General features: G+C 62.4%; 21 protein-coding genes. 13 read left to right on the plus strand and 8 right to left on the minus strand.

Annotated elements, in window-relative coordinates:
* Positions 1-78: 78 nt before the first annotated feature.
* Positions 79-1,632: a methyl-accepting chemotaxis protein gene (locus PG898_RS13950; RefSeq protein WP_270824420.1), complete on the plus strand. Its 1,554-nt coding sequence runs from the start codon at positions 79-81 to the stop codon at positions 1,630-1,632.
* A gap of 95 nt (positions 1,633-1,727) precedes the next feature.
* On the opposite strand, the gene PG898_RS13955 is transcribed toward PG898_RS13950, so the two are convergent.
* The gene (locus PG898_RS13955; protein ID WP_226172461.1) at positions 1,728-3,320 is read right to left on the minus strand and encodes a GGDEF domain-containing protein; all 1,593 of its coding nucleotides are present in this window, start codon (positions 3,318-3,320) and stop codon (positions 1,728-1,730) included.
* Between the two features lie 87 nt (positions 3,321-3,407).
* On the opposite strand from PG898_RS13955, the gene PG898_RS13960 reads away from it, so the two are divergent.
* The 6 genes from PG898_RS13960 to maiA all read left to right on the plus strand — a co-directional run bounded on the left by PG898_RS13960 (position 3,408) and on the right by maiA (position 8,991).
* On the plus strand, positions 3,408-4,052 hold the full coding sequence (locus tag PG898_RS13960; RefSeq protein ID WP_270824419.1) for a TIGR01621 family pseudouridine synthase: 645 nt from the start codon (positions 3,408-3,410) through the stop codon (positions 4,050-4,052).
* Positions 4,049-4,699 (plus strand): HAD family hydrolase, encoded by a 651-nt coding sequence (locus PG898_RS13965; RefSeq protein ID WP_270824418.1) that lies wholly within the window; start codon positions 4,049-4,051, stop codon positions 4,697-4,699. Before PG898_RS13960 ends, PG898_RS13965 begins: the two co-directional genes overlap by 4 nt.
* Positions 4,700-4,937: 238 nt before the next feature.
* A complete protein-coding gene (gene hppD / locus PG898_RS13970; RefSeq protein WP_043129621.1) occupies positions 4,938-6,068 on the plus strand; it encodes a 4-hydroxyphenylpyruvate dioxygenase in 1,131 nt (376 codons plus the stop codon).
* A 50-nt stretch (positions 6,069-6,118) separates the two neighbouring features.
* Positions 6,119-7,270, plus strand: a complete 1,152-nt coding sequence (locus tag PG898_RS13975; RefSeq protein ID WP_270824417.1) for a homogentisate 1,2-dioxygenase — start codon at positions 6,119-6,121, stop codon at positions 7,268-7,270.
* Between the two features lie 10 nt (positions 7,271-7,280).
* Positions 7,281-8,279 carry a fumarylacetoacetate hydrolase family protein gene (locus tag PG898_RS13980; protein ID WP_270824416.1) on the plus strand — a complete coding sequence of 333 codons (999 nt, stop codon included), beginning with the start codon at positions 7,281-7,283 and terminating at the stop codon, positions 8,277-8,279.
* Between the two features lie 73 nt (positions 8,280-8,352).
* Positions 8,353-8,991, plus strand: coding sequence for a maleylacetoacetate isomerase (maiA, locus tag PG898_RS13985; protein ID WP_270824415.1), 639 nt, complete (start codon positions 8,353-8,355; stop codon positions 8,989-8,991).
* Between the two features lie 78 nt (positions 8,992-9,069).
* Here maiA and PG898_RS13990 read toward each other — a convergent pair whose 3' ends face one another.
* The 4 genes from PG898_RS13990 to PG898_RS14005 form a co-directional block, all read right to left on the minus strand.
* Positions 9,070-9,570 (minus strand): thioredoxin family protein, encoded by a 501-nt coding sequence (locus PG898_RS13990; RefSeq protein WP_270824414.1) that lies wholly within the window; start codon positions 9,568-9,570, stop codon positions 9,070-9,072.
* Between the two features lie 181 nt (positions 9,571-9,751).
* Positions 9,752-11,416: an asparagine synthase B gene (asnB, locus tag PG898_RS13995; protein ID WP_171273670.1), complete on the minus strand. Its 1,665-nt coding sequence runs from the start codon at positions 11,414-11,416 to the stop codon at positions 9,752-9,754.
* A 193-nt stretch (positions 11,417-11,609) separates the two neighbouring features.
* Entirely contained in the window at positions 11,610-11,978 is a 369-nt protein-coding gene (locus PG898_RS14000; RefSeq protein WP_005330238.1) for a cupin domain-containing protein, read from the minus strand.
* 116 nt (positions 11,979-12,094) lie between these two features.
* A complete protein-coding gene (locus PG898_RS14005; protein ID WP_005302324.1) occupies positions 12,095-12,844 on the minus strand; it encodes an HAD-IIA family hydrolase in 750 nt (249 codons plus the stop codon).
* Positions 12,845-13,045: 201 nt separating this feature from the next.
* Here PG898_RS14005 and PG898_RS14010 point away from each other — a divergent pair, with 201 nt between their 5' ends.
* On the plus strand, positions 13,046-14,065 hold the full coding sequence (locus PG898_RS14010; protein WP_270824413.1) for an adenosine deaminase: 1,020 nt from the start codon (positions 13,046-13,048) through the stop codon (positions 14,063-14,065).
* 75 nt (positions 14,066-14,140) lie between these two features.
* Here the strand turns inward: PG898_RS14010 and PG898_RS14015 are convergent, their stop codons facing one another.
* The 3 genes from PG898_RS14015 to PG898_RS14025 all read right to left on the minus strand — a co-directional run bounded on the left by PG898_RS14015 (position 14,141) and on the right by PG898_RS14025 (position 18,210).
* The gene (locus PG898_RS14015; protein ID WP_270824412.1) at positions 14,141-15,262 is read right to left on the minus strand and encodes an alkene reductase; all 1,122 of its coding nucleotides are present in this window, start codon (positions 15,260-15,262) and stop codon (positions 14,141-14,143) included.
* 155 nt (positions 15,263-15,417) lie between these two features.
* Entirely contained in the window at positions 15,418-16,968 is a 1,551-nt protein-coding gene (locus tag PG898_RS14020; RefSeq protein ID WP_005330231.1) for a TerC family protein, read from the minus strand.
* Positions 16,969-17,283: 315 nt separating this feature from the next.
* A complete protein-coding gene (locus PG898_RS14025; RefSeq protein WP_182788588.1) occupies positions 17,284-18,210 on the minus strand; it encodes a cation diffusion facilitator family transporter in 927 nt (308 codons plus the stop codon).
* Between the two features lie 169 nt (positions 18,211-18,379).
* On the opposite strand from PG898_RS14025, the gene ydiJ reads away from it, so the two are divergent.
* From ydiJ to PG898_RS14050, 5 genes are all read left to right on the plus strand, one after another.
* On the plus strand, positions 18,380-21,442 hold the full coding sequence (gene ydiJ / locus PG898_RS14030; protein ID WP_270824411.1) for a D-2-hydroxyglutarate dehydrogenase YdiJ: 3,063 nt from the start codon (positions 18,380-18,382) through the stop codon (positions 21,440-21,442).
* Positions 21,442-21,930, plus strand: a complete 489-nt coding sequence (locus PG898_RS14035; RefSeq protein WP_042649317.1) for a hypothetical protein — start codon at positions 21,442-21,444, stop codon at positions 21,928-21,930. The genes ydiJ and PG898_RS14035 overlap by 1 nt, the downstream gene beginning before the upstream one ends.
* 96 nt (positions 21,931-22,026) lie before the next feature.
* Positions 22,027-22,488 (plus strand): hotdog fold thioesterase, encoded by a 462-nt coding sequence (locus tag PG898_RS14040; RefSeq protein ID WP_042649316.1) that lies wholly within the window; start codon positions 22,027-22,029, stop codon positions 22,486-22,488.
* A 181-nt stretch (positions 22,489-22,669) separates the two neighbouring features.
* The gene (locus tag PG898_RS14045; protein ID WP_041205964.1) at positions 22,670-24,556 is read left to right on the plus strand and encodes a DEAD/DEAH box helicase; all 1,887 of its coding nucleotides are present in this window, start codon (positions 22,670-22,672) and stop codon (positions 24,554-24,556) included.
* Between the two features lie 329 nt (positions 24,557-24,885).
* Positions 24,886-25,368 (plus strand): molybdopterin-binding oxidoreductase, encoded by a 483-nt coding sequence (locus PG898_RS14050; RefSeq protein WP_043154943.1) that lies wholly within the window; start codon positions 24,886-24,888, stop codon positions 25,366-25,368.

Below are 25,368 nucleotides of genomic sequence, written 5' to 3' on the forward strand. Positions count from 1 at the left end.
ACTGCCTGAGGGGCCGCGTTGGCCTGGCCGCCATGGCTTGACTACGCTCACTGAGTTATCACACAAGAGGCGTGCGCCATGAACAGAACCCAGATTCATCTCGTTGATGAAGAGGTGGATTTTCCGTCCAATGAACAGTTGGTCTCCACCACGGATCTGCAGGGGGTCATTACTTATGCCAATGATCACTTCTGCCGGGTTGCGGGATACAGCAGGGCCGAGATGATAGGTCAGCACCACAACATGGTGCGTCATCCCGACATGCCCAAGGCCGCCTTTGCCGATCTCTGGGGCAAGCTCAAGCAGGGCAAACCCTGGCGCGGCATGGTGAAGAACCGCTGCAAGGATGGTCGCTACTACTGGGTCGACGCCTATGTTACCCCCATCTTCGAGCAGGGGCGGATAAGCGGTTATCAGTCGGTACGCAATCGGGCCGAGCCCGGGATGAAGGCCGTCGCCGCCGCAACCTACGGGAGATTGAGGGCGGTGGAGCGGGGGGATCGCAAGGCGGGCCTGAGCCTGCGCCCGGTGCGCCATGGGCTGGCCATCGCCGGGTTGCTGCTGATGCTGGCGGCGGGTGCCTATCTGACGGGGCCCTTGGGGGCCCTGTTCATGCTGCTGCCCCTTTTGTGGCTTGGCCTCCTCTATCGCCACGCCATCATCACCACCCCCCGCTATCTGCAACAGCTGGCCGAGGAGTACGACAGCCTGACCCGGCTCATCTACTCGGGGGATGAACCTAGCGCCATCGCCGATTTCCACATCAAGCTGCTGCAGGCCAGGATCCGCACCGTGCTCGGGCGGGTGGACGATGCGACCCTCTCCCTGCAGGATCTGGCGGTCCATCTCAAGACGGCCTCCAGCGAGGCGAGCGCCGACATCGCCGAGCAGGACATCCAGACCCAGCAGGTGGCGACCGCCATCACCGAGATGGCGGCGACGGCCCATGAGATAGCCCGCAACATCCAGGAGACCGACAACCAGATTGCCCAGGCCAAGGTGCACTGCCAGCACACCGATCAGCAGTTGGAAGATACCCAGCACAGGGTCACCGAGCTGGCTACCCAGGCCGAACATGCCTTCACGGCGGCGGTGGCGCTGGCGGAGGAGTCGGATCGCATCGGGGTGCTGATGAGCGAGATCCAGGGCATCGCGGATCAGACCAATCTGCTGGCCCTCAATGCCGCCATCGAGGCGGCCCGGGCAGGGGAGCAGGGGCGTGGTTTCGCCGTGGTGGCTGACGAGGTGCGTACCCTCTCTACCCGTACCCACAAGGCGACCGAGCAGATCCAGGGCAGCATAGGGCAGATCCAGCGTACCCTGAATGGCTGGAAGGGGATGATGCAACAGAATCTGGAGCAGACCCAGTCCTGCGTGACCCTGACCCGGCAGGGGTCACAGAGCCTGCATCAGGTGTTGACGGAGATAGAGCGGGTAGTGGATCTGTCGACCCAGATCTCGGCGGCGGCCGAGCAGCAGCAGGCGGTGGTGGAGGACATCAGCCGAAACGTCAACGCCATCTCCCAGCACTCCCACACCAACAGCAACAAGATGCACGACATGGATGCCTCGAGCGACATCCTGCTCACCAAGGCGCGCCAGCTAAAATCCCTGGGGCAGACCTTCGGCTGACGTCCGCCTCGAGCAAACACAAGATGACAACAAGGCCACCCTGGGGTGGCCTTGTTACGTGAGCGCTGTGGGTGGCCCCGCCGTTGATGGCACTGTCAGCTGGATTGCTCCACCAGCGCAATGAAGCCGCCGTTCTTGTCGCAATACATGGCCCTGTCCGCCTGGATGAGCCATTGCTCCGGGCTCCAGCCGCTCTGGTAGTGACTGACCCCGATGCTGATCCCGACCTGCATGGGCTGGCCATTGACCACGAACGGGGCCTCCATGGCCTGCCGGATCACCTCGGTGACCTCCTCTGCCTGATGGGTGTTGTAGCCGGGTAACAGCAGAATGAACTCATCTCCCGCCAGGCGAGCGAAGAAACGGTGATGGCCGATGGCATCGTTGATCCGCTGAGCCAGCTGGCAGAGGAGCGCATCCCCCTGGCTGTGGCCGAAGTTGTCATTGATGCGCTTGAAGTCATCGAGATCACAGAACAGCAGACAGCCGGGGCTGTCGCTCTTTACCTGTGCTTTCAACTGCTCCATCAGGTTCAGGCGATTGGGCAATCCGGTGAGGGGATCGCGCCTGGCCAACAGCAGTATCTCCTGCTCCCGCTGCTTGCGCAGGGCCACCTCCCGGTAGAGTCGCTTGTTGTTGGCGAGCAGATAGAGGGCGAGCAGCAGTATGATGCTGCCAACCCCCAGGCTCAGCAAGAACCAGGGGCGCCAGAAGATCCACTGCTCGGAGGGGGCCTGATAGAGAAAACGGGTCAGTGGCACCGGCTTTGGAACCAGCCCTATTTCGACCAGTTGCTGCATGATGTGAGCGAAGCGATCCGGATTCATATACCCGATCTCCACATAGAGCGGCTGTATCATCTCCTTGCTCATCTGCAGCTCGTACTCCATGTGGGCCTGGCTGCGGTTGACGCCATACTCCTTGCGCAGCAGGTCGATGGCCTCGGCCGGGTGGGCGAGGGCGTAGCGCCACCCCTTGAGGCTCGCGGCCCGAAACCGCGCCACCCGATCCGGGTTGGTGTGCTCCTCGTCCTGAGTGGTGAACAGGATGTCGCTGTAAAAATCGATGCCGTAGTTGCGGGGATTGATGACGGAGACCGAGACGCCGCGCTCTTCCAGGTAGAAAGGCTCGTTGCTCAGGTAGGCGTTGAAGATGTCTATCTTGCCGGCGATCAGATCGTCGATGTTGACCGAGGTCGGCACCGGGATGAGCTGGCGTTCGTGCAGCCCCTGATAATAGAGGGTGGCGAGCAGCTCGGCGTCCTGATGGCCGGGGAACATCATGATCCGTTTGCCACGCATGTCCGCAACGGTGAGAATGCCGCTGTCGCGACGGGCCAGGAAGATGGACGGGGAGTGCTGGTAGACGCTGGCCAGTGCCAGCAGGGGTTCGCCATTGGCGTAGCCGGTCAGCACCTCGGTGTTGCCGACGCCAAAGTCGGCGCGACCGCTGAGTACTTCCTGGACCGGGCTTATGCCCTTGCCGCCGGGTCTTATCTCGACGTCCAGTCCGGCCTCGGCGTAAAAACCCTTGGCCTTGGCCATGTGGTAGCCGACGAACTGGGGTTGATGCAGCCAGCGCAATTGCAAGACGACCCGATCCGGAGGTTCATGGGGACGGTCGCTTGCCTGGACAGGGAAAGCGTAACTGGCGCCAAGCAATAGCAGCCAAAACAGGTATCTCGTCATCCGTGCGATTCTTGTGCTGAGGATCCATGGGGTGGCCAGCAGGCCCGCATTCAACTTGTTAACAAATCACATTCTAAAGGGTTATAGATGTACCGGATACAGTTGCAGCACAAAGATTTCATGGTGATCAACAAGGGTCCAGGCCTTGGCATGCATGACGAGGGCGGTGAGCCCGGGCTCGTCAATCGGGTCAAGATGGATACCGGCCTCGAACTCTATCCTGTCCATCGCCTCGACAAGATGACCTCGGGACTGGTGCTGCTGGCGAGCACCCCGGAGGCTAACCGGGCACTCAGCATGGCCTTTGCCGCCCGGGAGGTGAGCAAGCAGTATCTGGCCCTCTCCGATCGCAAGCCGAAGAAGAAGCAGGGCTGGGTCAAGGGGGACATGGAAAAAGGGCGTGGCGGCAGCTGGATGCTGGCCCGCACCCAGCAGAACCCGGCCATCAGCTGGTTCGATTCGGTGGCGGTGCGGGAGGGGCTGCGGCTCTATCGCATCAAGCCCCGGACCGGCAAGACCCACCAGATCCGGGTCGCCCTCAAGAGCATTGGTGCCCCCATCCTCGGGGACGCGCGCTACGGTGGCACGGCCGCCGATCGCGGCTACCTGCACGCCTGGCGCCTGCAGTTTACCCTGGCAGGGGAGGCTTTCGATCTCGTCTGCCCACCGGATGAGGGGGCGCTGTTCCTCCTGCCCGAATTGCACGCCGCCATCGCAGGATTGAGCGAATGACAAGCTCACGCGGGGCGCCCGGCTCGGGCTGGATCCTGGCCGACTTTGACGACACCCTGGCGCCGGGGGACAGTCACGCCGGCCTGCTGCGCTTCATCCTGCGCCGCCGGCTTTGGCCACTGCTGCTGCTGCCGGTGATCGCACTGGGTGGCCTGGTGTATCTGGTGCCCAGCCTGCGGCGTCAGGGGATCTCGCTTATCTGGTGGGCCATCACCCTGGGGCTCTCGCCACTCGGCTGGCGCCAGCTGGTGCGGGCCTATTGCCACACCCGGCCGGGGTTGTTTCGGGAGGCACGCGCCCTGCTGCTGGCCGAAGGGCACCGTTGCTGGGTGCTTTCCGCCAGCCCCCGCGCCCTGGTCCGGGCACAGCTCCATCGGCAACTGCCAAGGCTGCCCCATCGCATCATCGGTTCGCGAATGCACTATCGTCTCGGCGGCCTGGTGCCACGTTTTTATTGCCACGGCCGGCACAAGATCCTGCCCGGGATCCGCGCCCTCGGCGCCACGCTGGCCTTGAGTGACAGCCTGCATGATCTGCCGCTGCTGGCGCTGGGGGAGGAGGCCTGGCTCATCAATCCCAGCGCCCGCCGGCTGCAACAGGCCAGGGTCAGCCTGCCCCATCTCGAGGTGAAAAACTGGCGGCTGTAAGGCAAAGCTGACAGCCTTGCGGTGCGCCGTGGGGCTGTCCGCAAGGCTCAGGCTGCAATGTCACAATCTATTTACATCTTCTGGCGGTGGCTCTCGCCAAACTATCTGAAACCCGCCTCTTCTCTTCTGCTCCGCCCCTGCTTCTAATGAAACAAGTTGTTAACAATGCCGGTGGCGACTGCCTGTCGTGGCCCCGGTGTGACCCGTTTCGTTATCAATCCATCGCAAGGAGCGCATCATGACGACCTCTTCTTCCCGTTCCCATACCATCAATCCCCTCGGCACCGATGGGTTCGAATTCGTCGAGTACACGGCCCCGGATCTCAAGGGCATTGCCGCCCTCAAGGCGCTGTTCGTCTCCCTGGGGTTTGCGGAGGTGGCCAGACACAAGCACAAGCAGTGCTGGCTCTACCGCCAGGGGGACATCAATTTCGTGGTCAACGCCGAGCCTCACTCCCAGGCGGAGCAGTTTGCCAGCCTGCACGGGCCCAGTGTCTGCGGCATGGCATTTCGGGTGGCGGATGCGGGCCGTGCCCAGCAGTACGCCATCGCCAAGGGGGCCAAACCCTTCGTCGGCAAGATAGGGCCCATGGAGCTCAACATCCCCGCCATCTACGGCATCGGCGAGAGCACCCTCTCCTTTGTCGACCGCTACGGCGAGCAGGGCTCCATCTATGACGTGGATTTTGTCTTCTACCCCGACTGGCAGGCGCGCATGGCCGAGGTGGATGCGGGGCTCTACGAGATCGATCACCTGACCCACAACGTCCATCGCGGCAACATGGACGTCTGGTCCAACTTCTACGAGCGGATCGGCAACTTCCGGGAAATTCGCTACTTCGACATCGAAGGCAAGCTGACCGGGCTGCATTCCCGCGCCATGACGGCCCCCTGCGGCAAGATCCGCATCCCGATCAATGAATCCTCCGACGACAAGTCCCAGATCGAGGAGTACCTGCGCCAGTACAAGGGGGAGGGGATCCAGCACATAGCGCTCGCCTCCAGCGACATCTACCAGACCATCCGCACGCTCAGAGGGCGGGGAACCGGTTTTATGCCGACCCCGGACACCTACTACGAGAAGGTCAACAGTCGGGTGGAGGGGCATCAGGAGGATCTGGAGGCGCTCAAGGCGCTGCGCATCCTCATCGACGGCTCGCCCACCAAGGATGGCATCCTGCTGCAGATCTTTACCGACACCGTCATCGGCCCGGTCTTCTTCGAGATCATCCAGCGCAAGGGCAACGAGGGGTTCGGCGAGGGCAACTTCCAGGCACTGTTCGAATCCATTGAACTGGATCAGATCCGCCGTGGGGTGCTGAGCGGAACCGAGCAGGGCGAGAAGAAGGGGGAGCCGAGCGATGCGTAACGGGATTCGATCTCGTCGGCCGGTATTCATTTCATGGGAGATACACAGCCATGCGTAACTGGATAAGTTTCCCCCACCGGGAGGGGACCCACTCCCGCCAGGCCCACGCCGACCTGCCCGAGCAGGCCATCTATGAGCGTGAACTGGGCCGCTCCGGCTTTTTCGGACCGGCCACCCACATGCACCACAAGCATGCCCCCACCGACTGGAGCAGCTGGGAGGGGCAGCTGCGACCGCGGCTGTTTGATCTCAATGCCCTCGGCGAGGCGGTGAGCTCCCTCTCCCCCTGGGTGATGCCGGATCTCCTCAGCAACCCCCACTGCCGCTACCGGATGTGGCGCCTGAGCGAGTCGATGCCGTTTCTGGTGCGCAACGCCGATGGCGATGAGCTCTTGTTCATTCACGAGGGGGGCGGCGACTTCTTCTGCGACTACGGTCATCTGACCCTGCGGGAGGGGGACTACGTGGTGATCCCCCGCGGCACCATGTGGCGAATCGAGCCGACCGCGCCGCTGTTCATCCTGATGATAGAGGCGACGGAGGACAGCTATCAGCTGCCGGACAAGGGGCTGGTGGGCAACCACGCCATCTTCGATCCGGCGGCCCTTGACGTGCCCGCCATCGATGAGTGTTTCCTGGCCCAGCAGGACGAAAACCCCTGGTCGCTGCAGGTCAAGCGCCACGATCAGGTCTCTGTCATCACCTGGCCCTTCAACCCCCTGGATGCCCAGGGCTGGCATGGGGATCTCTGCGTGGTGCGCCTCAACTGGCGGGACATCCGCCCGCTGATGAGCCACCGCTACCATCTGCCGCCGTCGGCCCACTCCACCTTCGTGGCGAGCCGCTTCGTCATCTGCACCTTCGTGCCGCGCCCCATCGAGAGCGATCCCGGGGCGCTGCGGGTGCCCTTCTACCACAGCAACGACGACTTTGACGAGGTGCTCTTCTACCACGCCGGGGACTTCTTCAGCCGGGACAACATCGAGCGGGGCATGGTCACCTTCCACCCCGCCGGCTTCACTCACGGCCCCCATCCCAAGGCCTTTGCGGCGGGGCAGGCCCATGCCAAAAAGTTCACCGACGAGGTGGCGGTGATGCTCGACACCCGGGATGCCCTGGGGGTCGGCCAGATCTGCGAAGGGATAGAGGATCTCCACTATGTCTCCAGCTGGCAGCGGCCAGACGGCACCATCGGCAAATAAGGAATTCGATATGAAATTGGCAACCTTGAACAATGGCAAGCGCGATGGCGCCTTGGTGGTGGTGAGCCGGGATCTGACCCGGGCGGTGGCCGTGGCCGACATAGCCCTTACCCTGCAAGGGGCGCTTGATGAGTGGGACGAGACAGAGCCCAAGCTGACCGCCGTCTATCAGGCCCTCAACGACGGCGCCTGCCCCGATGCCTTCCCCTTCGATGAGACCGCCTGTCTTTCCCCGCTGCCCCGCGCCTACCAGTGGGCCGACGGCAGCGCCTACGTCAACCACGTGGAGCTAGTGCGCAAGGCGCGTGGCGCCGAGATGCCTTCGAGCTTCTGGCACGATCCCCTGATGTACCAGGGGGGCTCGGACAGCTTCCTCGCCCCCCGCGGCCCCATCGTCATGGGGTCGGAGGAGTGGGGCATCGACTTTGAATCGGAAGTGGCCGTCATCACCGACGACGTGCCCATGGGCACCAGCGCGCAGAAGGCCGAGGAGCACGTCAAGCTGTTGATGCTGGTCAACGATGTGAGCCTGCGCAACCTCATACCCGGGGAGCTCGCCAAGGGCTTTGGCTTCTTCCAGTCCAAACCCTCCAGCAGCTTCTCGCCGGTGGCCATCACCCCGGACGAGCTCGGCAGCGACTGGCAGCAGGGCAAGGTGCATCTGCCCCTGGTGACCCAGCTCAACGGCGCCCTGTTCGGGGAGCCGGATGCGGGGCTCGACATGACCTTCAACTTCTTCGAGCTGCTCGCCCACGCGGCCAAGACCAGACCCCTTGGCGCTGGCTGCATCATCGGCTCGGGCACCGTCTCCAACTACGACAGAAGCCGGGGATCCTCCTGCCTCGCCGAGCGGCGGATGCTGGAAATTATCGAGTCAGGTCAAGCCACTACACCCTTTCTTCGCTTTGGTGATACAGTGTCCATCGCGATGCAGGATCGCAACGGGATGAGTCTGTTTGGCACCATTTTGCAACGGGTCACGCAAGGGGGCGCCAGTCAGACGAGCTAGCAAGGCCTTGGCCGGCCAAGGTCGGCCAGGCGACACGGCAGGTGGCACACACCTGCCACCATAGGGACATAATATGCTGCAGTTGTTTGGATACTGGCGTTCATCGGCCAGCTTTCGCGTACGTCTGGTGCTGCAACTCAAGGGACTTGGTTATGAGCAGCACCCGGTCAATCTGAGACAGGGTGAGCAGAAAGAGAAGGCCTATCGCCGGGTCAATCCCCAGGGGCTGGTGCCTTTTCTCATCGACGGGGATGTGCAGCTGGGTCAGTCGGTGGCCATCATGGAGTACCTCGACGAGACGTATCCGGCCTACCCCCTGATGCCCTCCGCTCCCGAGGAGCGGGCCAGGGTGCGCCAGATAGTCAACATGATCGCCTGCGACACTCACCCCCTCAACAACCTGAGGGTGCTGAACTACCTGGAGCAGGAGCTGGGGCAGGGCAAGACGGCGCGCGATGCCTGGTATCGCCACTGGATTGACGAGACCTTCACCGCCCTGGAGCAGTTGTTGATGACCACCGCCGGCGTCTATTGCGTGGGCAACGAGGTGACCCTGGCGGACTGCATGCTGGTGCCCCAGGTCTATAACGCCCGCCGCTTCAACATGACGCTGGACGACTACCCCACCATCGCGCGCATCGTCGCCAACTGCGAGCAGTTGCAGGCCTTTGTCAAGGCTGCTCCCGCCAATCAGCCGGATGCGCAAGCCTGATTCTTCCCCGTGATAAACATTAAACACCCCGCACCGTCAGGCGACCGTGCGGGGTGTTTGCATCATGGTCAAGGCTTGTCAGCTACGAGCATCCTGGCGCTCAAAGTAGCGGATAAACTTGCCAAACTTGACCTCATCGTAACTTTTCCCCTTCTCCAGCAATCCGGTATTGAAGGACTCCAGCAGCTTGCCTCTGGCGTCCAGCACGTAGAAGTGGGGCACCCCCAGATATTCTGGATAGGCCTTGAGGAAGGGGGCGTTTTTGTTCTCCTTGCTGACGTTCACCTTGACCACCACGAAGGTTCGGTTGAACTGGTGCGCAAGCTCGGGCTCCCGATCCAGGAAGCGGTTCATCTCCTGACACCAGCTGCACCACTCGCCCCCCACCAGCAGCAATACCTGCTTGTCCTCTTGTTGCGCCCTGATGGTGGCAGCGGCGAGATCTTTCGCCGGATCCCGCTGCTCGTCATAGCCCTGACTGTAATCGGGTAAGCCCCTGGCCCAGAGGTGGTCACCCGCGCGGGCGGCACCATTGAACAGCAGGGTGCCCAGCACCAGGGGCAGTAACAGTCGTTTCATCGTCTTTTCCTTGTATTGTCGTTGTTGCTTCCAAGCCGGAATAATGTGACACGAGCGAGCCCCTTCGCCAAGCCGCAAACAGGGAAGGAGAGAAGCAAAAAAGCGGGAATGAAATGGCAGAAAACAACAAAGCCCCTCGAGAGGGGCCTTGTTGTTTGGTCGGGCTCTGTCCGATTGCGGATCAGTAGCTCTGCTGGTGGACGTCCATCACGGCGCGACCGGACGGGTCGGCCATCTCCTTGAACTTGGCATCCCACTCCAGCGCGGTCGGGGTGGAGCAGGCGACCGACTTGCCGTAAGGCACGGTGCGGGCAGCGGACTCCAGCGGGAAGTGCTCGTCGAAGATGGCGCGGTAGAAGTAGGCCTCCTTGGTGAGCGGAGTGTTGACGGGGAAGCGGAATGCCGCCGCCTCGAACATCTGATCCGTCACTTCGGTCTCGACCATGGCTTTCAGGCTGTCAATCCAGGAGTAGCCCACGCCGTCGGAGAACTGCTCCTTCTGACGCCAGGCCACCTCGTGGGGCAGCAGCTCCTCGAACGCTTCCCGCAGGATGTGCTTCTCGATCTTGCCGTTGCCACACATCTTGTCGGCGGGCTGCAGGCGCATCGCCACGTCCATGAACTCCTTGTCGAGGAAGGGCACGCGGCCCTCCACGCCCCAGGCGGCCATGGACTTGTTGGCCCGCAGGCAGTCATACAGATGCAAGGAGGCAAGCTTGCGCACGTTCTCCTCGTGGAACTCCCGGGCGTTGGGGGCCTTGTGGAAGTAGAGGTAGCCGCCAAACAGCTCGTCGGAGCCTTCGCCGGAGAGCACCATCTTGATCCCCATCGCCTTGATGTAGCGCGCCATCAGATACATGGGGGTGGAGGCGCGGATGGTGGTGACGTCATAGGTCTCGAGGTGATAGATGACGTCGCGCAGGGCATCCAGCCCTTCCTGCACGGTGAAGTGGATCTGGTGGTGGATGGTGCCGAGGTGATCGGCCACCTTGCGGGCGGCGGCCAAATCCGGCGAGCCTTCCAGCCCCACGGCGAAGGAGTGCAGCTGGGGCCACCAGGCCTCGCTCTTGCCATCGTCCTCTACCCGACGGGCGGCATAGAGCTTGGTGATGGCGGAGATGACGGAGGAGTCCAGACCGCCGGAGAGCAGTACGCCGTAGGGTACGTCACACATCAGCTGGCGTTTGACCGCCGCTTCCAGAGCGGCTTTCAGCTCGGCCTTGTCACTGACGTTGTGCTCGACCGCCTGATATTCCATCCAGTCGCGTTTGTACCACTGTTTGAGCTCGCCATCCTTGCTCCAGAGGTAGTGTCCCGGCGGGAAGGTCTCGACGCTCTTGCACACCGGCACCAGGGCCTTCATCTCGGAGGCGACGTAGAAGTTGCCATGCTCATCGCGGCCGGTGTAGAGGGGGATGATCCCCATGTGATCGCGACCGATCAGGTAGGCGTCCTGCTCGGCGTCATAGAGGATGAAGGCGAAAATGCCGTTCAGATCGTCCAGGAAGGCGGGGCCCTTCTCCTTGTAGAGGGCGAGCAGCACCTCGCAGTCGGAGTGGGTCTGGAACTGGAAGTCGACCTTGAGGTTCTTCTCCAGTTCCTTGTGGTTGTAGATCTCGCCGTTGACGGCCAATACGTGAGTGCGCTCCGGGTTGTAGAGCGGCTGGGCGCCATTGCCCGGATCAACGATGGCCAGGCGCTCGTGCACCAGGATGGCCTTGTCGGAGCTATAGACGCCGGACCAGTCAGGCCCGCGGTGACGCAGTCGCTTGGACATCTCCAGGGCCGATTTGCGCAAGGCGGCGGAGTCGGTCTTGATGTCCAGAATGCCGAAAATAGAACACATTGGCGGTAATCCTCTTGATTTTTATATGAGCCCCCCACGTTTGGGCTCGAAATTCCATTTACATTCCTCGCCAATCACAATGCCTAGTGCAAAAACCTTTTGCAAGCGGGAAAACCGCACAAAATCATGCCGCAAACGTCAACCTGGCCGGCATGAAAAAGGGCCGCAGACAGGGCCCTAGTTGACGTTGGCGTCAAGTCGCGGCGGGCTCGAAGATCACATAGAGCTTGCGACAGGGGGTGAGGGTCTCCCACTCGCCGACGAAGCCCGCCGGGATGACGAACTGATCCCCCGGTTTGAGGTGCAGCTCGCCCCCCTGGCCGTCGTGGATCCGCGCTTCCCCTTCCAGCAGCTGACAATATTCGTGCTCTGTGTAGTGAATGGCCCAGCGCCCCGGCTCGCAGGCCCAGAAGCCCACGTGAAACTGCTGACTGGGGTCCGAATAGTGGTTCCAGAGGGTCTGGCTCGGGTTGCCGGCCCGGATCCGCTCGGGGGCGGGCATCAGCGGCGTAGGAGAGACGGGGTGCTGGTCCAGCAGGATCCAGTCGTTCAGGCTCTTCATGGTGCGTCCTTGGGGTGGCGAGGGGAGCGTCCTGCTCCCGTTTAGTTTGTTTAACAATGTTGCGCTTACGTTAAACGATGTGTGTCGCCTTGCCAAGGGGGCACCGATGACGGGGATCAGACGATATCGATGTCTACCACGGAGTCGAAGATGTGATTCGGTCTGAACGGCATGCGGTCGATGTCCGCCACCTTGCTCACCCCGGACAGCACCAGCACCGTCTCGAGCCCGGCCTGGAAGCCCGCCAGGATGTCGGTGCGCAGGTTGTCGCCGATGATGATGGTGTCGTCGGAGTGGGCCTCCATCCGGTTGAGCGCCGCGCGAATGATCCAGGCGCTCGGCTTGCCGACGTAGAACGGCTTCTTGCCGGTCATCCGTTCTATGGGGGCGCAGAGGGCGCCGCAGGCCGGGTGCATCATGGGGCCGTGGGTATCGGGGTTGGTGGCGATGAAGCGGGCACCCTGATCCACAAACTTGGCCCCCAGCTGCATCATGGTCCAGTTGTAGTTGCGGGTCTCGCCCACCACCACGAAGTCGGGGTCGATGTCGGTGATGGTGAAGCCGGCCTTGTAGAGCTCGTGGGTCAGGGCCCCTTCGCCGATCACATAGGCCTTCTTGCCATCCTGGCGCTTGAGAAAGTCGGCGGTGCCCATGGCGGAGGTATAGAAGCACTCCTCTGGCACCTCGATCCCGGCGGAGCGGAAGCGGTTTTGCAGATCTTTCTGGGTCTGGGCCGGGTAATTGGTGAGGAACAACAGCTTGCTGCCCTGCTCCAGCAGGCGATGAACGAAACGGTCGGCGCCGGGCACCAGATCGTTGTTGTGCAGGATGACGCCGTCGATATCGCAGATGACGCTTTTCTTCATGGGAACTCCTTGTAGGGGGAGGTGGTTGCCAACCTCGAATGTCTTCAATCACTTATGGCTTTTTTGTGCCGCCATTATAAGGCGCTTTGATGACAAGTCTCCCCCGGCGCGTCAGATGGGTGCACAATGACGGCAGAGGGAGGGCGCCGTTGGCGCCTGTACTTGCCTTAACCATCAGGCGCTGACGATGGAGCCGTCATCATGGAGAACTTTATTGCCGGCTTGCCCAAGCTGGAGTTGCACCTGCATATCGAGGGCACCCTGGAGCCCGAGTTGATGTTTGCCCTTGGCCAGCGCAACGGGGTGACCCTGCCCTGGCCCGACGTGGCGAGCCTGCGAGCCGCCTATGAGTTTGACTGCCTGCAATCCTTTCTCGATCTCTACTACCTGGGGGCCAGCGTGCTGGTCACCGAGCAGGATTTCTTCGACCTCACCTGGGCCTATCTGGAACGCTGCGCCGCTGACAAGGTGGTGCATGTGGAGATCTTCTTCGACCCCCAGACCCACAGTGCCCGCGGCATTCCCTTCGAGACGGTGCTCGGCGGCATAGAGCGGGCATTGCAGCAGGGTGAGCGGCAGCTTGGCATCAGCTGGCGCCTCATCATGAGCTTTTTGCGGCACTTAAGCGAAGAGGCTGCCTTTGCTACCCTGGACGAGGCGCGGCCTCATCTGTCCCGTATCCATGGCATCGGCCTCGACTCTGGCGAGCTCGGCAATCCGCCCGGCAAGTTTGCCCGGGTCTTCGCCCGCTGCCGTGAGCTGGGACTGCCGGTGGTGGCCCATGCGGGGGAGGAGGGACCGGCGGCCTACATCTGGCAGACCATCCAGGAGCTGCAGGTCAGACGCATCGATCACGGGGTGCGCTGCGCCGAGGATCCAGCGCTGGTGCGCTACCTGGCCGATACCCGGTTGCCCCTGACCGTCTGTCCCCTCTCCAACGTACGGCTCAGGGTGTTTGACAAGATGGCGGATCACAACGTGCTGACCCTGCTGGAGCAGGGGCTCTGCGTCACCATCAACTCCGACGATCCCGCCTATTTTGGCGGCTACATGGGGGCCAACTTCCAGGCGCTGGCGAACAGTCTCGGTGCCACGCGGGAGCAGCTCTGCCGTCTCTCCCTCAATGGGGTGGAGGCGAGCTGGCTGAGCCTCGCCGACAAGGTGAAGCTGACCCAGGAGATCAGAGGTTATGGTGCCTGCCACGGGGTGGCTCTCTACTAGCGCCCGGATGTTCAAGAACAACGCGCCCGCCGATAAGGGCGGGCGCGTGTCAGGGTGGCGATACCGGTTGTCGCCTCAGACAAGCAGCGACGCGGCCTCTGCCTGATAGACGGGGTAGTCGGTGAGCCCCTGCTCACCACCGCCAAACAGGGTGGCGGGATCGTGGGGGGCAAAGGGATAGCCGTGGCGCAGCCGGTTCGGCAGATCCGGGTTCGCCACGAAGGGGCGACCGAAGCCAATCAGGTCGGCCCAGCCCGCCTGCAGCGCGGCTCTGGCTCGCTCACCGTCATATTCTCCCGCATAGATGAGGGTGTTGGGGAAGGCATCTCGCAGCCCCTGCTTGAAGCCCTCCGCCATCAGCGGGGCATCGTCCCAGTCCGCCTCGGCGATATGCAGATAGACGATGCCTATTTCCCCCAGCAGCTTCGCGGCAGCCAGGTAGGTCTCCTGCGGGTTCGCATCCACGGTACCGTTGAGGGTGGTGAGTGGCGCAAGACGCACCCCGACCCGATCGGCCCCGATCTCGTTACTGACCGCTTGTGTCACCTCTTTCAGGAAGCGCAGCCGGTTCTCCAGGGAGCCGCCATAGTTGTCGGTGCGGGCGTTGGACTCGGAGTCGAGGAACTGGTTGATGAGGTAGCCGTTGGCGGCGTGCAGCTCTATGCCGTCAAAGCCGGCCTCCATGGCGTTGCGAGCGGCCTGGCGGAACTGGCCCACCACGGCGTCGATGTCGGCCTGGGTCATGGCGCGGGGAGTGACCGTCTCCACAAAGCCGGGGGCGTCGCTGCCGTTGTCGACAAATACCCGCACCCCTTCGGCCTTGATGGCGGAGGAAGAGATGGGCTGGGCGCCGCCGATGTTGTCCGGATGGGTGACCCGGCCCACGTGCCAGAGCTGGGCAAACATGATGCCCCCCCTGGCGTGCACCGCATCGGTCACCAACTTCCAGCCAGCCACCTGCTCGGCGCTATGGATGCCCGGGGTCCACGCATAGCCCTTGCCAAGGGGATCGACCTGGGTACCCTCACCGATGATGAGGCCGGCGCCCGCGCGCTGGGCGTAATAGGTTGCCATCATGGCGTTGGCCACATCACCGGGCTGACTGGCGCGGGAGCGGGTCATGGGCGGCATGACGATGCGGTTGGCGAGGTGCAACTGGCCGAGGCGAAGGGGGCAGAACAGGGGATCGTGGTTCATGGTGAATTCCTCGTGTTGAGATGGAGGAGACTCTAGAGGGGATTGTCATTGTGAAAAAGAGGGGTAATTGCAGAAGAGAATTGCCCTTGGCACAGCAATGGGCCTGAGGCCATGAAAAAGAGGGCCAGTTGGCCCTCTTTTGATGTTGCGGCAGATCAGGCGGCGCTGGCGCCTATCGGGGTGACCCGCACCCGCTCTATCCGGCGCTCGCTCACCGCCAGCACCTCGAAGCAGAGCTGGCCGAGGCGCAGTTGCTGGCCGCTGGTGGGCAGGCTGCCGAAGTGGGAGAGCAGCATGCCCGCGAGGGTCACGTACTCATCGCTCTCGCTCACCAGGCCGTCATGACCCAGGGTCTGCTCTATCTGGTGGATGTTGGTGCTGCCGTTGATGAGCCAGCTCTCCCCCTCCTGGACGATGTCCGGGGTCTCATCCTCGTCCGGCAACTCGCCGACGATGGCCTCCAGCAGATCGTGGTTGGTGACCAGCCCCTGGATGATGCCGAACTCGTCCGCCACCAGAATGAGGCTGCCCCTGGCCTGGCGCAGCTCTGCCAGCAGCCGGATCACGTTGATGGTCTGGGGTACTATGATGGGGTCGTTCTGCCTGGCGAGCTCAGCCAGGGACTGCCCCTCGTTGAGGGAAAACAGCAGATCCCGCGCCTTCACCACCCCGATGATCTCATCCAGCTCCCCGTCGCAGACCGGGAACAGGCTGTGGGGTGCCCGCTGCAGCAGGGCCCGGATCTCGTCCGGGGAGTCATTGACGTCGATCCACTCCATCTCGGCGCGAGGGGTCATGATGGTGCGGATGGAGCGCTCGGCGAGCGACAGCACACCGGTCACCATGTAACGCTCCTCCTCTCCGAAGCTGATGGGGCGGGGTGCCTCCAGCTCCTCTTCCTCATCCTGCTGCGGGTGCTGGTTGGCCCGACTGCCCCCCATCAGTTTGAAGATGGCGGCCGTGGTGCGCTCGCGCAGGGGTTGCCTGGATTCGTGGCGCTGGGCACTGCGCTGGGCTAGCTGGTTGAAGAACTCGATCAGCACAGAGAAGCCGATGGCCGCATAGAGATAACCCTTGGGGATGTGGAAGCCGAAGCCCTCCGCCACCAGGCTGAAGCCTATCATCAGCAGGAAGCTCAGGCAGAGCACCACCACGGTGGGGTGGGCGTTGACGAAGCGGGTCAGGGGCTTGGAGGCGATCACCATCACCACCATGGCGATGGTCACGGCCGCCATCATGACGCCCAGGTGTTCCACCATGCCGACGGCGGTGATGATGGAATCCAGGGAGAAGACTGCATCCAGCACCAGGATCTGGGCGATCACCACGCCGAATCCGGCATAGACACCGGCCGGGCCCTGCTCCTCCGGCTTGGCCTCCAGCCGCTCATGCAGCTCCGAGGTGGCCTTGAACAGCAGGAAGAGGCCGCCCCCCATCAAGATGAGATCACGACCCGAGAAGGGGTGATCCCAGATGTGCAGTATGGGGGTGGTCAGAGTGACCAGCCAGGACATCACGCTCAGCAGGGCGAGGCGCATGATCAGGGCCAGGGAGAGGCCGATGAGCCGTGCCTTGTCCCGCTGGGCGGGGGGCAGCTTCTTCACCAGGATGGCGATGAAGACCAGGTTGTCGATCCCGAGCACTATCTCGAGGATGATCAGGGTGAACAGACCGACCCAGATAGACGGGTCCAGCAAGAATTCCATTAGGATGACCTCAATAAAAACAGACGCAGTGGATGTCGCTCACGGCAAGGGCCGTGGCAGGCGAAGGCTCGAGTGTTTTCAGAGGCGCTGATTGAGCAGGTACAGATAGGCTTTGATGGGGAAAGACGAAGGGCTACTTCGGGGGTTGTCCATGATGAGCAATAAAACCTCGGGTCAAAAGTGAGCCCTGATGATAACGGGAATCCCGTGTTTGGCAAGAGGGCACCCAAGGAAGAGCAAAGGGGAGATGCATGCCGCCAACGGTGGGGACAGGGACGGGCGGAGCTTGCCGGGCAACCTCCGCCTTGTGCTGGCTTACAGCCAGCGCTTCTCGCGGGTGAAGCAGACCGAGAGCCAGGCATCCCCCAGGGTATCGCCGAGGCGGGACCAGAGCTCCTGGCGCAGGGCATCCTGGCGCTCGACGGGCCATTCCTGTCCCGGGGCCACCAGTATGTTCAATTCCAGATCGAAGCGGCGGCCGCTTTTCGCCAGATGGCTGTAGCACTCGATGCCATGGCGTAGGCGCAGGGCCTCGATTTCGCTGGCCACCAGCTGGGAAACATCCCCCTTGGGAGCGATTTTCAACACCTCCCGCAGGTTGCGGCCGAGCACCTTGATGGGGATCAGGGTGGCGCACAGGGCGAGCAGGGTGACCAGCACGGGGTCTATGTAGCGGTTGTAGCGGCCGTAGCCGAGGGCGTCGAGGCCGATGGCGACCACGAAGCCGATGAGCAGGGTGGCGCTGAGCAGGGTGTCGACCAGCCACTCCTTGGCGTCGACCCGCACCAGTTCGGAGTTGAGCCGCTCGGCAACGCCCGCCTCGATCCGGTAGATGATGGCGCAGAAGAAGGTACAGACGGCGGCGTAGATGAGAGCGTGGCCGAGGTCTATCTCCCGTCCCCCTTCGAGCAGGGAGGTGATGCCGCTATAGAGGGCGCCGAGGCAGAGCAGCAGGATGACGGTGCCGTTGATGACGTTGGTGATGGGCTCGAAGTGGGCATAGCCGTACTGGAAGCGTGCGTCGGAGGGGCGAGTCACCAGGTAGGCGGTGATGAGTCCGAGTCCCGTCATGCCCATGCTGAACAGGGTGAAGATGCCATCGAGCATGATGGCGTTGGAACCGACGAACAGGCCGTAGCCGATCCCGAAGATGGCGAAGCTGATGCAGCCGAACAGCGACAGGGTCAGCGCCTGTTTCTCGGTGCGAACCAGCGTACTGATAACATGGCTGTGATGAGCCATAAGAGTCCTCTTTTCAAATGGTGAAGATTGCACGCGCAAGCGGTTTTCTAGCTGATATACTGCCCGCTCACATGTGAGCGGACTGGTTCGGGGGCCCGCGAAGAGGCTGGCCCGAACGGTCGTTGTCGCCGGAGTTCCGGCATCAAGCAAAGGATGGGAACAAGGATTCATGATCCCGAGACTCGATTACCAGGACAGTTTGTCACCTACAACCCTGCAGTTTCTTGAGTTGCTGGCGCGCTCAGCATTTCGTGGTGATATCGAAAAGTCTTATGCAAGCCGGTTGGCGATGGCGACGGATAACAGCGTCTATCAGGTCGTACCTCAGGCGGTGCTCTATCCGCGTAGCGCGGATGACATAGCGGTGATGCTCAAGCTGGCCCAGGGGCCCGAGTACGCGGCCTTGAGTTTCTTCCCTCGCGGCGGCGGTACCGGCACCAATGGTCAATCCTTGGGCGGCGGCATTATCGTCGATCTCTCGCGCCATATGAACCAGATCCTGGAAATTAATCTGGAGCAGGGCTGGGTGCGGGCCCAGGCCGGGGTGGTGAAGGATCAGCTCAACGCCTACCTCAAACCCCACGGCTACTTCTTCTCGCCGGATCTCTCCACCTCCAACCGCGCCACCTTGGGCGGCATGGTCAACACCGACGCCTCGGGTCAGGGGTCGCTGGTGTACGGCAAGACCTCGGATCATGTGCTGGGGCTCAAAGCGGTGCTGGAGAACGGTGACATCATGGTGACCGAGCCGGTGAACGGCCAGCGCCTGGCAGACAAGCTGGCGCTGGAGAGCCGTGAGGGGGAGATCTATCGCACCCTCTATCGCATCGGCCGCGAGCGCCGCGCCGACATCGAGGCGACCTTCCCCAAGCTCAACCGCTTTCTGACCGGATACGATCTCAAGCACCTCTATGTCCCCGAGACCGACACCCTGGATGTGAGCCGGGTGCTGTGCGGATCTGAAGGATCCCTGGGTTTCATCACCGAGGCGCGCCTCAACATCACCCCTATCCCGCGCTACCGTACCCTGGTCAACGTCAAGTACGACAGCTTCCCGTCGGCGCTCAGAAACGCCCCCTTTATGGTGGAGGCTCACGCCCTGTCGGTGGAGACGGTGGATTCCCGGGTGCTGGGGCTGGCTCGCGCCGACATCATCTGGCATTCGGTCAAAGAGTTCATTCAGGACGTGCCCGGCAAGGATCTGCAGGGGCTCAACATCGTCGAATTCGCCGACACCGACGAGGCTGAACACCAGGCCAAGGTGGCCGAGCTGTGCCGCCGCATCGACGCCCTGCTGGCCAAGGAGGAGGCGGGGATCATCGGCTATCAGGTGTGCAGTCACTTGCCGAGCATCGAGACCATCTACGGTATGCGCAAGAAGTCGGTGGGGCTGCTCGGCAATGCCGAGGGGCGAAAGAAGCCGGTAGCCTTCACCGAAGACACCGCCGTGCCACCGGAGTCCCTGGCCGATTTCATCATGGAGTTTCGCGCCCTGCTCGATGGCCACGGCCTCGACTACGGCATGTTCGGCCACGTCGATGCGGGTGTGCTGCACGTGCGCCCGGCGCTGGATTTGTGCGACCCCGAGCAGGAGGTGCTGCTGCGCCGCATCTCGGATCAGGTGGTGGCCCTCACCGCCAAATATGGCGGCCTTATGTGGGGGGAGCATGGCAAGGGTTTCCGCTCCGAATACAGCCCCGCCTTCTTCGGCGAGCTGTGGGAGGAGCTGCAGCGGGTCAAGGGGGCGTTCGACCCGGTCAACCGCATCAACCCGGGCAAGATCTGCATCCCTTATGGCAGCGGTGCCGAACTGGTGTCGGTGGACGGGCCCAAGCGCGGCAAGTTTGACCGCCAGATCCCGATTGCGGTGCGCGAAAGCTACACCCGCGCCATGGATTGCAACGGCAACGGCCTCTGTTTCACCTTCGAGACCGACTCCCCCATGTGTCCCTCGGTCAAGATAAGCCGCGACCGCCGCCACTCCCCCAAGGGGCGGGCCGGGCTGATGCGCGAATGGCTGCGTCAGTTGTCGGAGCAGGGCTTCGATCCCCTGGCCGAAGAAGTGGCGCTGCAAAGCGGTGGTCTGCGCTTCAAGCAGATTGTCGACAAGTTCCGCAATACCCTGGCCCGCGCCCGCGGCCAGTACGACTTCTCTCACGAGGTGATGGAGGCGATGGAGGGGTGTCTGGCGTGCAAGGCGTGCACCAGCCAGTGCCCCATCAAGGTGGACGTGCCCACCTTCCGCGCCCGCTTCATGCAGCTCTACCACAGCCGCTATCTGCGCGGCCCCAAGGATTACTTCGTCGGCACCGTCGAAGCTTACGCGCCGCTGCTCGCCAGGGCGCCCAAGCTGGTCAACTTCTTCCTGGAAAAAGAGTGGGCCCAGAAGGCGACCGAGAAGAGCATCGGCATGGTGGATGTGCCGCTCTTGAGTATTCCCACCCTGGCCGAGGAGCTGCGTGATCACAAGGCCCGCTACTTCGACCTGCCGGGGCTGGAGGCCATGAGCCCCGAGCAGCGCAAGAAGGTCGTGCTCATCGTGCAGGATCCCTTCACCAGCTATTACGACGCCCCCGTGGTGTGGGATTTGGTGAAGCTCGCCAGCAAGCTGGGCTATCAGCCCTACCTGCTGCCCTTCAAGCCCAACGGCAAGCCCCAGCACGTGAAGGGCTTCCTGCGCGCCTTCGCCCGCACCGCAGCCAGCAGTGCCCAGTTCCTCAACAAGATGGCGGCGCTGGGCATCCCCATGGTGGGAGTCGATCCCTCCCTGGTACTCTGTTATCGCGATGAATATGTGAAGGCGCTGGGCCCTGCCCGCGGCGACTTCCAGGTGCTGCTGCCCCAGGAGTGGCTGCTCTCTCTTCCTGCCCCGCAAGTCAGTGCCGCAGCGAAAGAGCCGGGAGAAGCCGAGCCCTGGTATCTGTTTGCCCACTGCACCGAGAAGACTGCCAAGCCCTCGACTCACGGTGACTGGGGTACCCTGTTTGGCCGCTTCGGCGCCACGTTGCAGCCGGTGTCGGTCGGCTGCTGCGGCATGGCCGGCACCTATGGTCACGACGCCAAGCAGGTGGACAACTCCAAGGGGATCTACTCCTTGAGCTGGGCCGAGCCGCTCGCTCGCCTGCCCAAGGATCGCTGTCTGGCCACGGGTTATTCGTGCCGTAGCCAGGTCAAGCGGATGGAGGGGGAGAAACTCAAGCATCCGCTGCAGGCGCTGCTGGAACTGCTCTGATGCTGCGCTTCCCCAAGCGGTTTCGGGTGCCGCAAGCCTATCGGCACCCGAGCTTTCTGCTGCTGCCTGCCAGCCCGACTCAGGCGGTGGTGGAGTTCGTCGCCATGCTGCGCGAGCGGGAGCAGCTTCATCAGCTGTTTCGCCCGGATGACGTCTGGCCCTCGGCTCAGTTCAGCCTGAGCCAGCACGAGGCCGATCTGGAGTGGCAGCGCTCGGAGTTTCTCGCCAAGCGCTCCTTCGCCTATGGCCTCTGGAGCCCGGAGCGGGAGCCCGAGTTCTGGGGCGGGGTCTATCTCTACCCCTCGGTGTTGCCGGAGGTGGAGGTGGAGCTCTTCTTCTGGAAGGTGGCCGAGGCCCCCCTTGATGACGTCGTGCTGGAGGCCGAACTCCGTGCCTGGCTGGGCAAGGTGTGGCACTGGCATCACCCGCGCCTGCCGGGGCGCGAGCTTCCCTGGGCCGAGTGGCCCGGGGTGACCTACCCCTGGTGACGCAAGGTACTTGTCAAGATGCCCCGGATCGGGGCATCTTTTTTCGCCGGCACTGATCGTGTCCAACTCATTGATCACATAAGGAGTCTGCTCGCCATGAGTCAAGAAAGCGCCCCCATCTGGCGCAAACCCATGAGCCTCGAAGGGCTCAATGCCAGCTCCCGCAACACCCTGATGGCCCACCTTGGCATCCTCTATACCGCCTTTGGCCCTGACTGGCTCGAGGCCAGCATGCCGGTGGATCACCGTACCCATCAGCCCCTTGGCATGCTGCACGGTGGTGCCTCCGTGGTGTTGGCGGAGACGTTGGGGTCGCTGGCCGCCAACATGGCGGTAGGGGAGGAGAGCTACTGCGTGGGACTGGAGGTGAACGCCAACCACCTGCGTGCCAAACGGGAAGGGGTGGTGACAGGGCGTTGCTCGCCACTGCATCTGGGGGCGACGACCCAGGTGTGGCAGATTGACATTCGGGATGAACGTGGGCGTTTATTGTGCACCAGTCGATTGACCATGGCGGTGCTCAAACACAAGCGGGACAAGGACTCCAGCGGGGCGTGACAAGCAATAACGCACCAGTAGTGCAAAATAAGCAAGCCATAGTCGCAAGATCCCTCTATAATTGCCAACGTCTTGAGACGCTTATCACATTTTTCAAGACAGCAGAACAAAGTGGCGCTATAATCGCCGCCTTTTTGCTATTCCGCGGTGCTTAGCCGCCTGCCTTACTCTGGAAGAATCTATGTCTGATACCCATACCGAACAAATGCCCCTTTTTAGTGAGCTTGGACTGGCCGCGCCTGTATTGAAAGCGCTGCAAGACGTGGGCTATGAGCGCCCGTCACCGATCCAGGCCGCAGCAATTCCCCACCTGATGGCGGGACACGATCTGCTGGGGCAGGCGCAAACCGGTACGGGGAAGACCGCTGCTTTTGCCTTGCCTCTGTTGTCTCGTCTGGAAGCTGGTAACCGTAACACCCAGATTTTGGTGCTGGCACCGACCCGTGAGCTGGCGCTGCAAGTTGCCGAGGCGTGCCAACGTTACGCCAAGCACATGCCTGACTTCCATGTCCTGCCCATCTACGGTGGCTCCTCTTACGAAACCCAGACCCGCGCCCTGCGCCGTGGAGCCCAGGTGGTCGTCGGTACCCCTGGCCGCGTGATGGATCTGATCCGTCGCAAGAACCTGGACCTCTCCGGCCTGAAAGCCCTGGTACTGGACGAAGCCGATGAAATGCTGCGTATGGGCTTCATCGACGACGTGGACTGGATCATGGAACAGTGCCCGGCCACCCGTCAGGTTGCCCTGTTCTCTGCCACCATGCCGGACCAGATCCGCCGTGTTGCCCAGAAGCACCTGAAGCAGCCCAAAGAGATCAAGATCATCACCAAGACGTCCACCGCACCGACCATCCGCCAGCGCTACTGGCAGGTAACCGGTCTGCACAAGCTGGACGCCATGACCCGTCTGCTGGAAGTCGAGCCGTACGAAGCCGTACTGGTCTTCGTGCGCACCAAGAACGCCGCCGAAGAGCTGGCGGGCAAGCTGGCCGCCCGTGGTCACGCCTGTGAAGCCTTGCACGGTGACATCCCGCAGAAGCTGCGTGAGCGTACCGTCGACAAGCTGCGTCAAGGCCAGCTGGACATCCTGATCGCCACCGACGTCGTCGCCCGTGGTCTGGACGTCGAGCGCATCACTCACGTGGTGAACTACGACATTCCTTACGATACCGAATCCTACGTTCACCGTATCGGCCGTACCGGTCGTGCCGGTCGCAAGGGCGAGGCCATCCTGTTCGTGGCTCCCCGCGAGCGCCGCATGCTGCGCGCCATCGAGCACGCCACTCGTCAGGCCATCGAGCCGATGAAGATGCCGAGCACCGAGGACATCAACCAGCACCGCATGACCAAGTTCAAGGAGCGCATCCGGGAAACCATGATGGGCGAAGAGCTTGAGATCTACGTAAACCTGGTGAACGAGCTGATCGAAGAAGATTCTGCCGATCCGCTGGAGCTGGCTGCCGCCCTGGCCAAGCTGGTGCAGGGTGACCAACCGCTGCTGCTGGATGACTCCGTCACTGAACCGGCAAGCGACCGTGCTGGCCGTGAGTTCGAGCGCCGTGACTTCGGTGATCGTGCTCCCCGTGATTTCGGTGACCGTGGCGATCGTCCTGCCCGTCGCATGCCGTCCCTCGAGCCGCGTCCGCTGAAAGACAACCCTGACGTGGAGATGGAGCGTTACCGCGTAGACGTGGGTGCCCATCACGGCGTCAAGCCGGGCCAGATCGTCGGCGCCATCGCCAACGAAGCGAACATCGAGAGCCGTTTCATCGGCAACATCGACATCGCCGATGACTTTTCCACCGTCGACCTGCCCAAGGGCATGACCGCCGACGTGCTGGAAGTGATCAAGAAGGCCCGTGTCTGTCAGCGTCCGCTGATGATCACTCGCTACACCGAGGTGCCGGCCGGCAGCAACACTGCCCCCCGTCCGCCCCGCAGCGATCGTCCCTTCAACAAGGATCGCCGCCCCAGCGGTGACCGTCCGTTCAACAAGAGCGGGGAGCGCCGTGAAGGTGGCTTCAACAAGGATCGCAAGTTCGGTGGCAACAAGCGCCGCGACAGCTAAACCCTGACTGCACTGATGAGAAGGCCGCTCCATGGAGTGGCCCTTTTTGTGTCTGTTTTTCAGATGCGTAGCGAAGATTGTCACCTTTTTCCGGCCGTGGTGGGCATCCGGTTTGATGAGGAGCCAGTGAAAGAAAAATGGTGCAATCCATTTGCCTGGGGGTGGCGCCTGGTGTCATTCTTTGGGAAGCGATTGGATACTTTTGGAAGACGCACAATCGTTGCTGGTTGCAAACGACTGCGACTTTGGTCTGAAGGTGCATTCTGTTGTTTGCATATGAGTCAGCAGAGTGAGATGAATAAATAAACCGTATGACAGGGAGGTGCGTGATGGGCAAGTGGCTTGGCAAGGTGTTGCTGATATCTGGATGGCTCGTGTCGGGTATGGTGTTGGCGGAGGAGCCCTTCTTCAGAATTGCGGGGGCGGGGTGCTGCAATGGCAAGGGGGAGGTGGTGCTGACCCGTGCCGAGTTTGAGGCCTTGCCGCAGACGGAAGTTAAGACGGGGACGCCCTGGACCGAGGGGGAGCACCTCTATCGCGGGGTGTTGCTGCGGGACCTGGTCAGGATCTACGGTCTCAAGAGCCAGGAGGTCAAGGCCCTCGCGGTCAATGAATACTGGGCCGCACTGCCGCTGGAAGACGGGGAGAAGTACCCGGTGCTGGTGGCCGAGAAGCAGGATGGCAAGGCTCTGACCCTGCGCAACAAGGGGCCGCTCTGGGTCATTTATCCCCTCACCGACCATCCCGAACTCAACAAGGAGATCTATCACAGCCGGATGGTGTGGCAGCTGACGGCGCTGGAGAGCAAATAA

This window comes from Aeromonas sp. QDB31 (genome assembly GCF_027707605.1).
Taxonomy (GTDB): Bacteria; Pseudomonadota; Gammaproteobacteria; order Enterobacterales; family Aeromonadaceae; genus Aeromonas; species Aeromonas media.

What these genes read in the sequence shown, in the direction of transcription:
- PG898_RS13950 (WP_270824420.1), top strand. Translation starts at nt 79, where the DNA reads ATGAACAGAACCCAGATTCATCTCGTTGATGAAGAGGTGGATTTTCCG.
- PG898_RS13955 (WP_226172461.1), bottom strand. Translation starts at nt 3,320, where the DNA reads ATGACGAGATACCTGTTTTGGCTGCTATTGCTTGGCGCCAGTTACGCT.
- PG898_RS13960 (WP_270824419.1), top strand. Translation starts at nt 3,408, where the DNA reads ATGTACCGGATACAGTTGCAGCACAAAGATTTCATGGTGATCAACAAG.
- PG898_RS13965 (WP_270824418.1), top strand. Translation starts at nt 4,049, where the DNA reads ATGACAAGCTCACGCGGGGCGCCCGGCTCGGGCTGGATCCTGGCCGAC.
- hppD (WP_043129621.1), top strand. Translation starts at nt 4,938, where the DNA reads ATGACGACCTCTTCTTCCCGTTCCCATACCATCAATCCCCTCGGCACC.
- PG898_RS13975 (WP_270824417.1), top strand. Translation starts at nt 6,119, where the DNA reads ATGCGTAACTGGATAAGTTTCCCCCACCGGGAGGGGACCCACTCCCGC.
- PG898_RS13980 (WP_270824416.1), top strand. Translation starts at nt 7,281, where the DNA reads ATGAAATTGGCAACCTTGAACAATGGCAAGCGCGATGGCGCCTTGGTG.
- maiA (WP_270824415.1), top strand. Translation starts at nt 8,353, where the DNA reads ATGCTGCAGTTGTTTGGATACTGGCGTTCATCGGCCAGCTTTCGCGTA.
- PG898_RS13990 (WP_270824414.1), bottom strand. Translation starts at nt 9,570, where the DNA reads ATGAAACGACTGTTACTGCCCCTGGTGCTGGGCACCCTGCTGTTCAAT.
- asnB (WP_171273670.1), bottom strand. Translation starts at nt 11,416, where the DNA reads ATGTGTTCTATTTTCGGCATTCTGGACATCAAGACCGACTCCGCCGCC.
- PG898_RS14000 (WP_005330238.1), bottom strand. Translation starts at nt 11,978, where the DNA reads ATGAAGAGCCTGAACGACTGGATCCTGCTGGACCAGCACCCCGTCTCT.
- PG898_RS14005 (WP_005302324.1), bottom strand. Translation starts at nt 12,844, where the DNA reads ATGAAGAAAAGCGTCATCTGCGATATCGACGGCGTCATCCTGCACAAC.
- PG898_RS14010 (WP_270824413.1), top strand. Translation starts at nt 13,046, where the DNA reads ATGGAGAACTTTATTGCCGGCTTGCCCAAGCTGGAGTTGCACCTGCAT.
- PG898_RS14015 (WP_270824412.1), bottom strand. Translation starts at nt 15,262, where the DNA reads ATGAACCACGATCCCCTGTTCTGCCCCCTTCGCCTCGGCCAGTTGCAC.
- PG898_RS14020 (WP_005330231.1), bottom strand. Translation starts at nt 16,968, where the DNA reads ATGGAATTCTTGCTGGACCCGTCTATCTGGGTCGGTCTGTTCACCCTG.
- PG898_RS14025 (WP_182788588.1), bottom strand. Translation starts at nt 18,210, where the DNA reads ATGGCTCATCACAGCCATGTTATCAGTACGCTGGTTCGCACCGAGAAA.
- ydiJ (WP_270824411.1), top strand. Translation starts at nt 18,380, where the DNA reads ATGATCCCGAGACTCGATTACCAGGACAGTTTGTCACCTACAACCCTG.
- PG898_RS14035 (WP_042649317.1), top strand. Translation starts at nt 21,442, where the DNA reads ATGCTGCGCTTCCCCAAGCGGTTTCGGGTGCCGCAAGCCTATCGGCAC.
- PG898_RS14040 (WP_042649316.1), top strand. Translation starts at nt 22,027, where the DNA reads ATGAGTCAAGAAAGCGCCCCCATCTGGCGCAAACCCATGAGCCTCGAA.
- PG898_RS14045 (WP_041205964.1), top strand. Translation starts at nt 22,670, where the DNA reads ATGTCTGATACCCATACCGAACAAATGCCCCTTTTTAGTGAGCTTGGA.
- PG898_RS14050 (WP_043154943.1), top strand. Translation starts at nt 24,886, where the DNA reads ATGGGCAAGTGGCTTGGCAAGGTGTTGCTGATATCTGGATGGCTCGTG.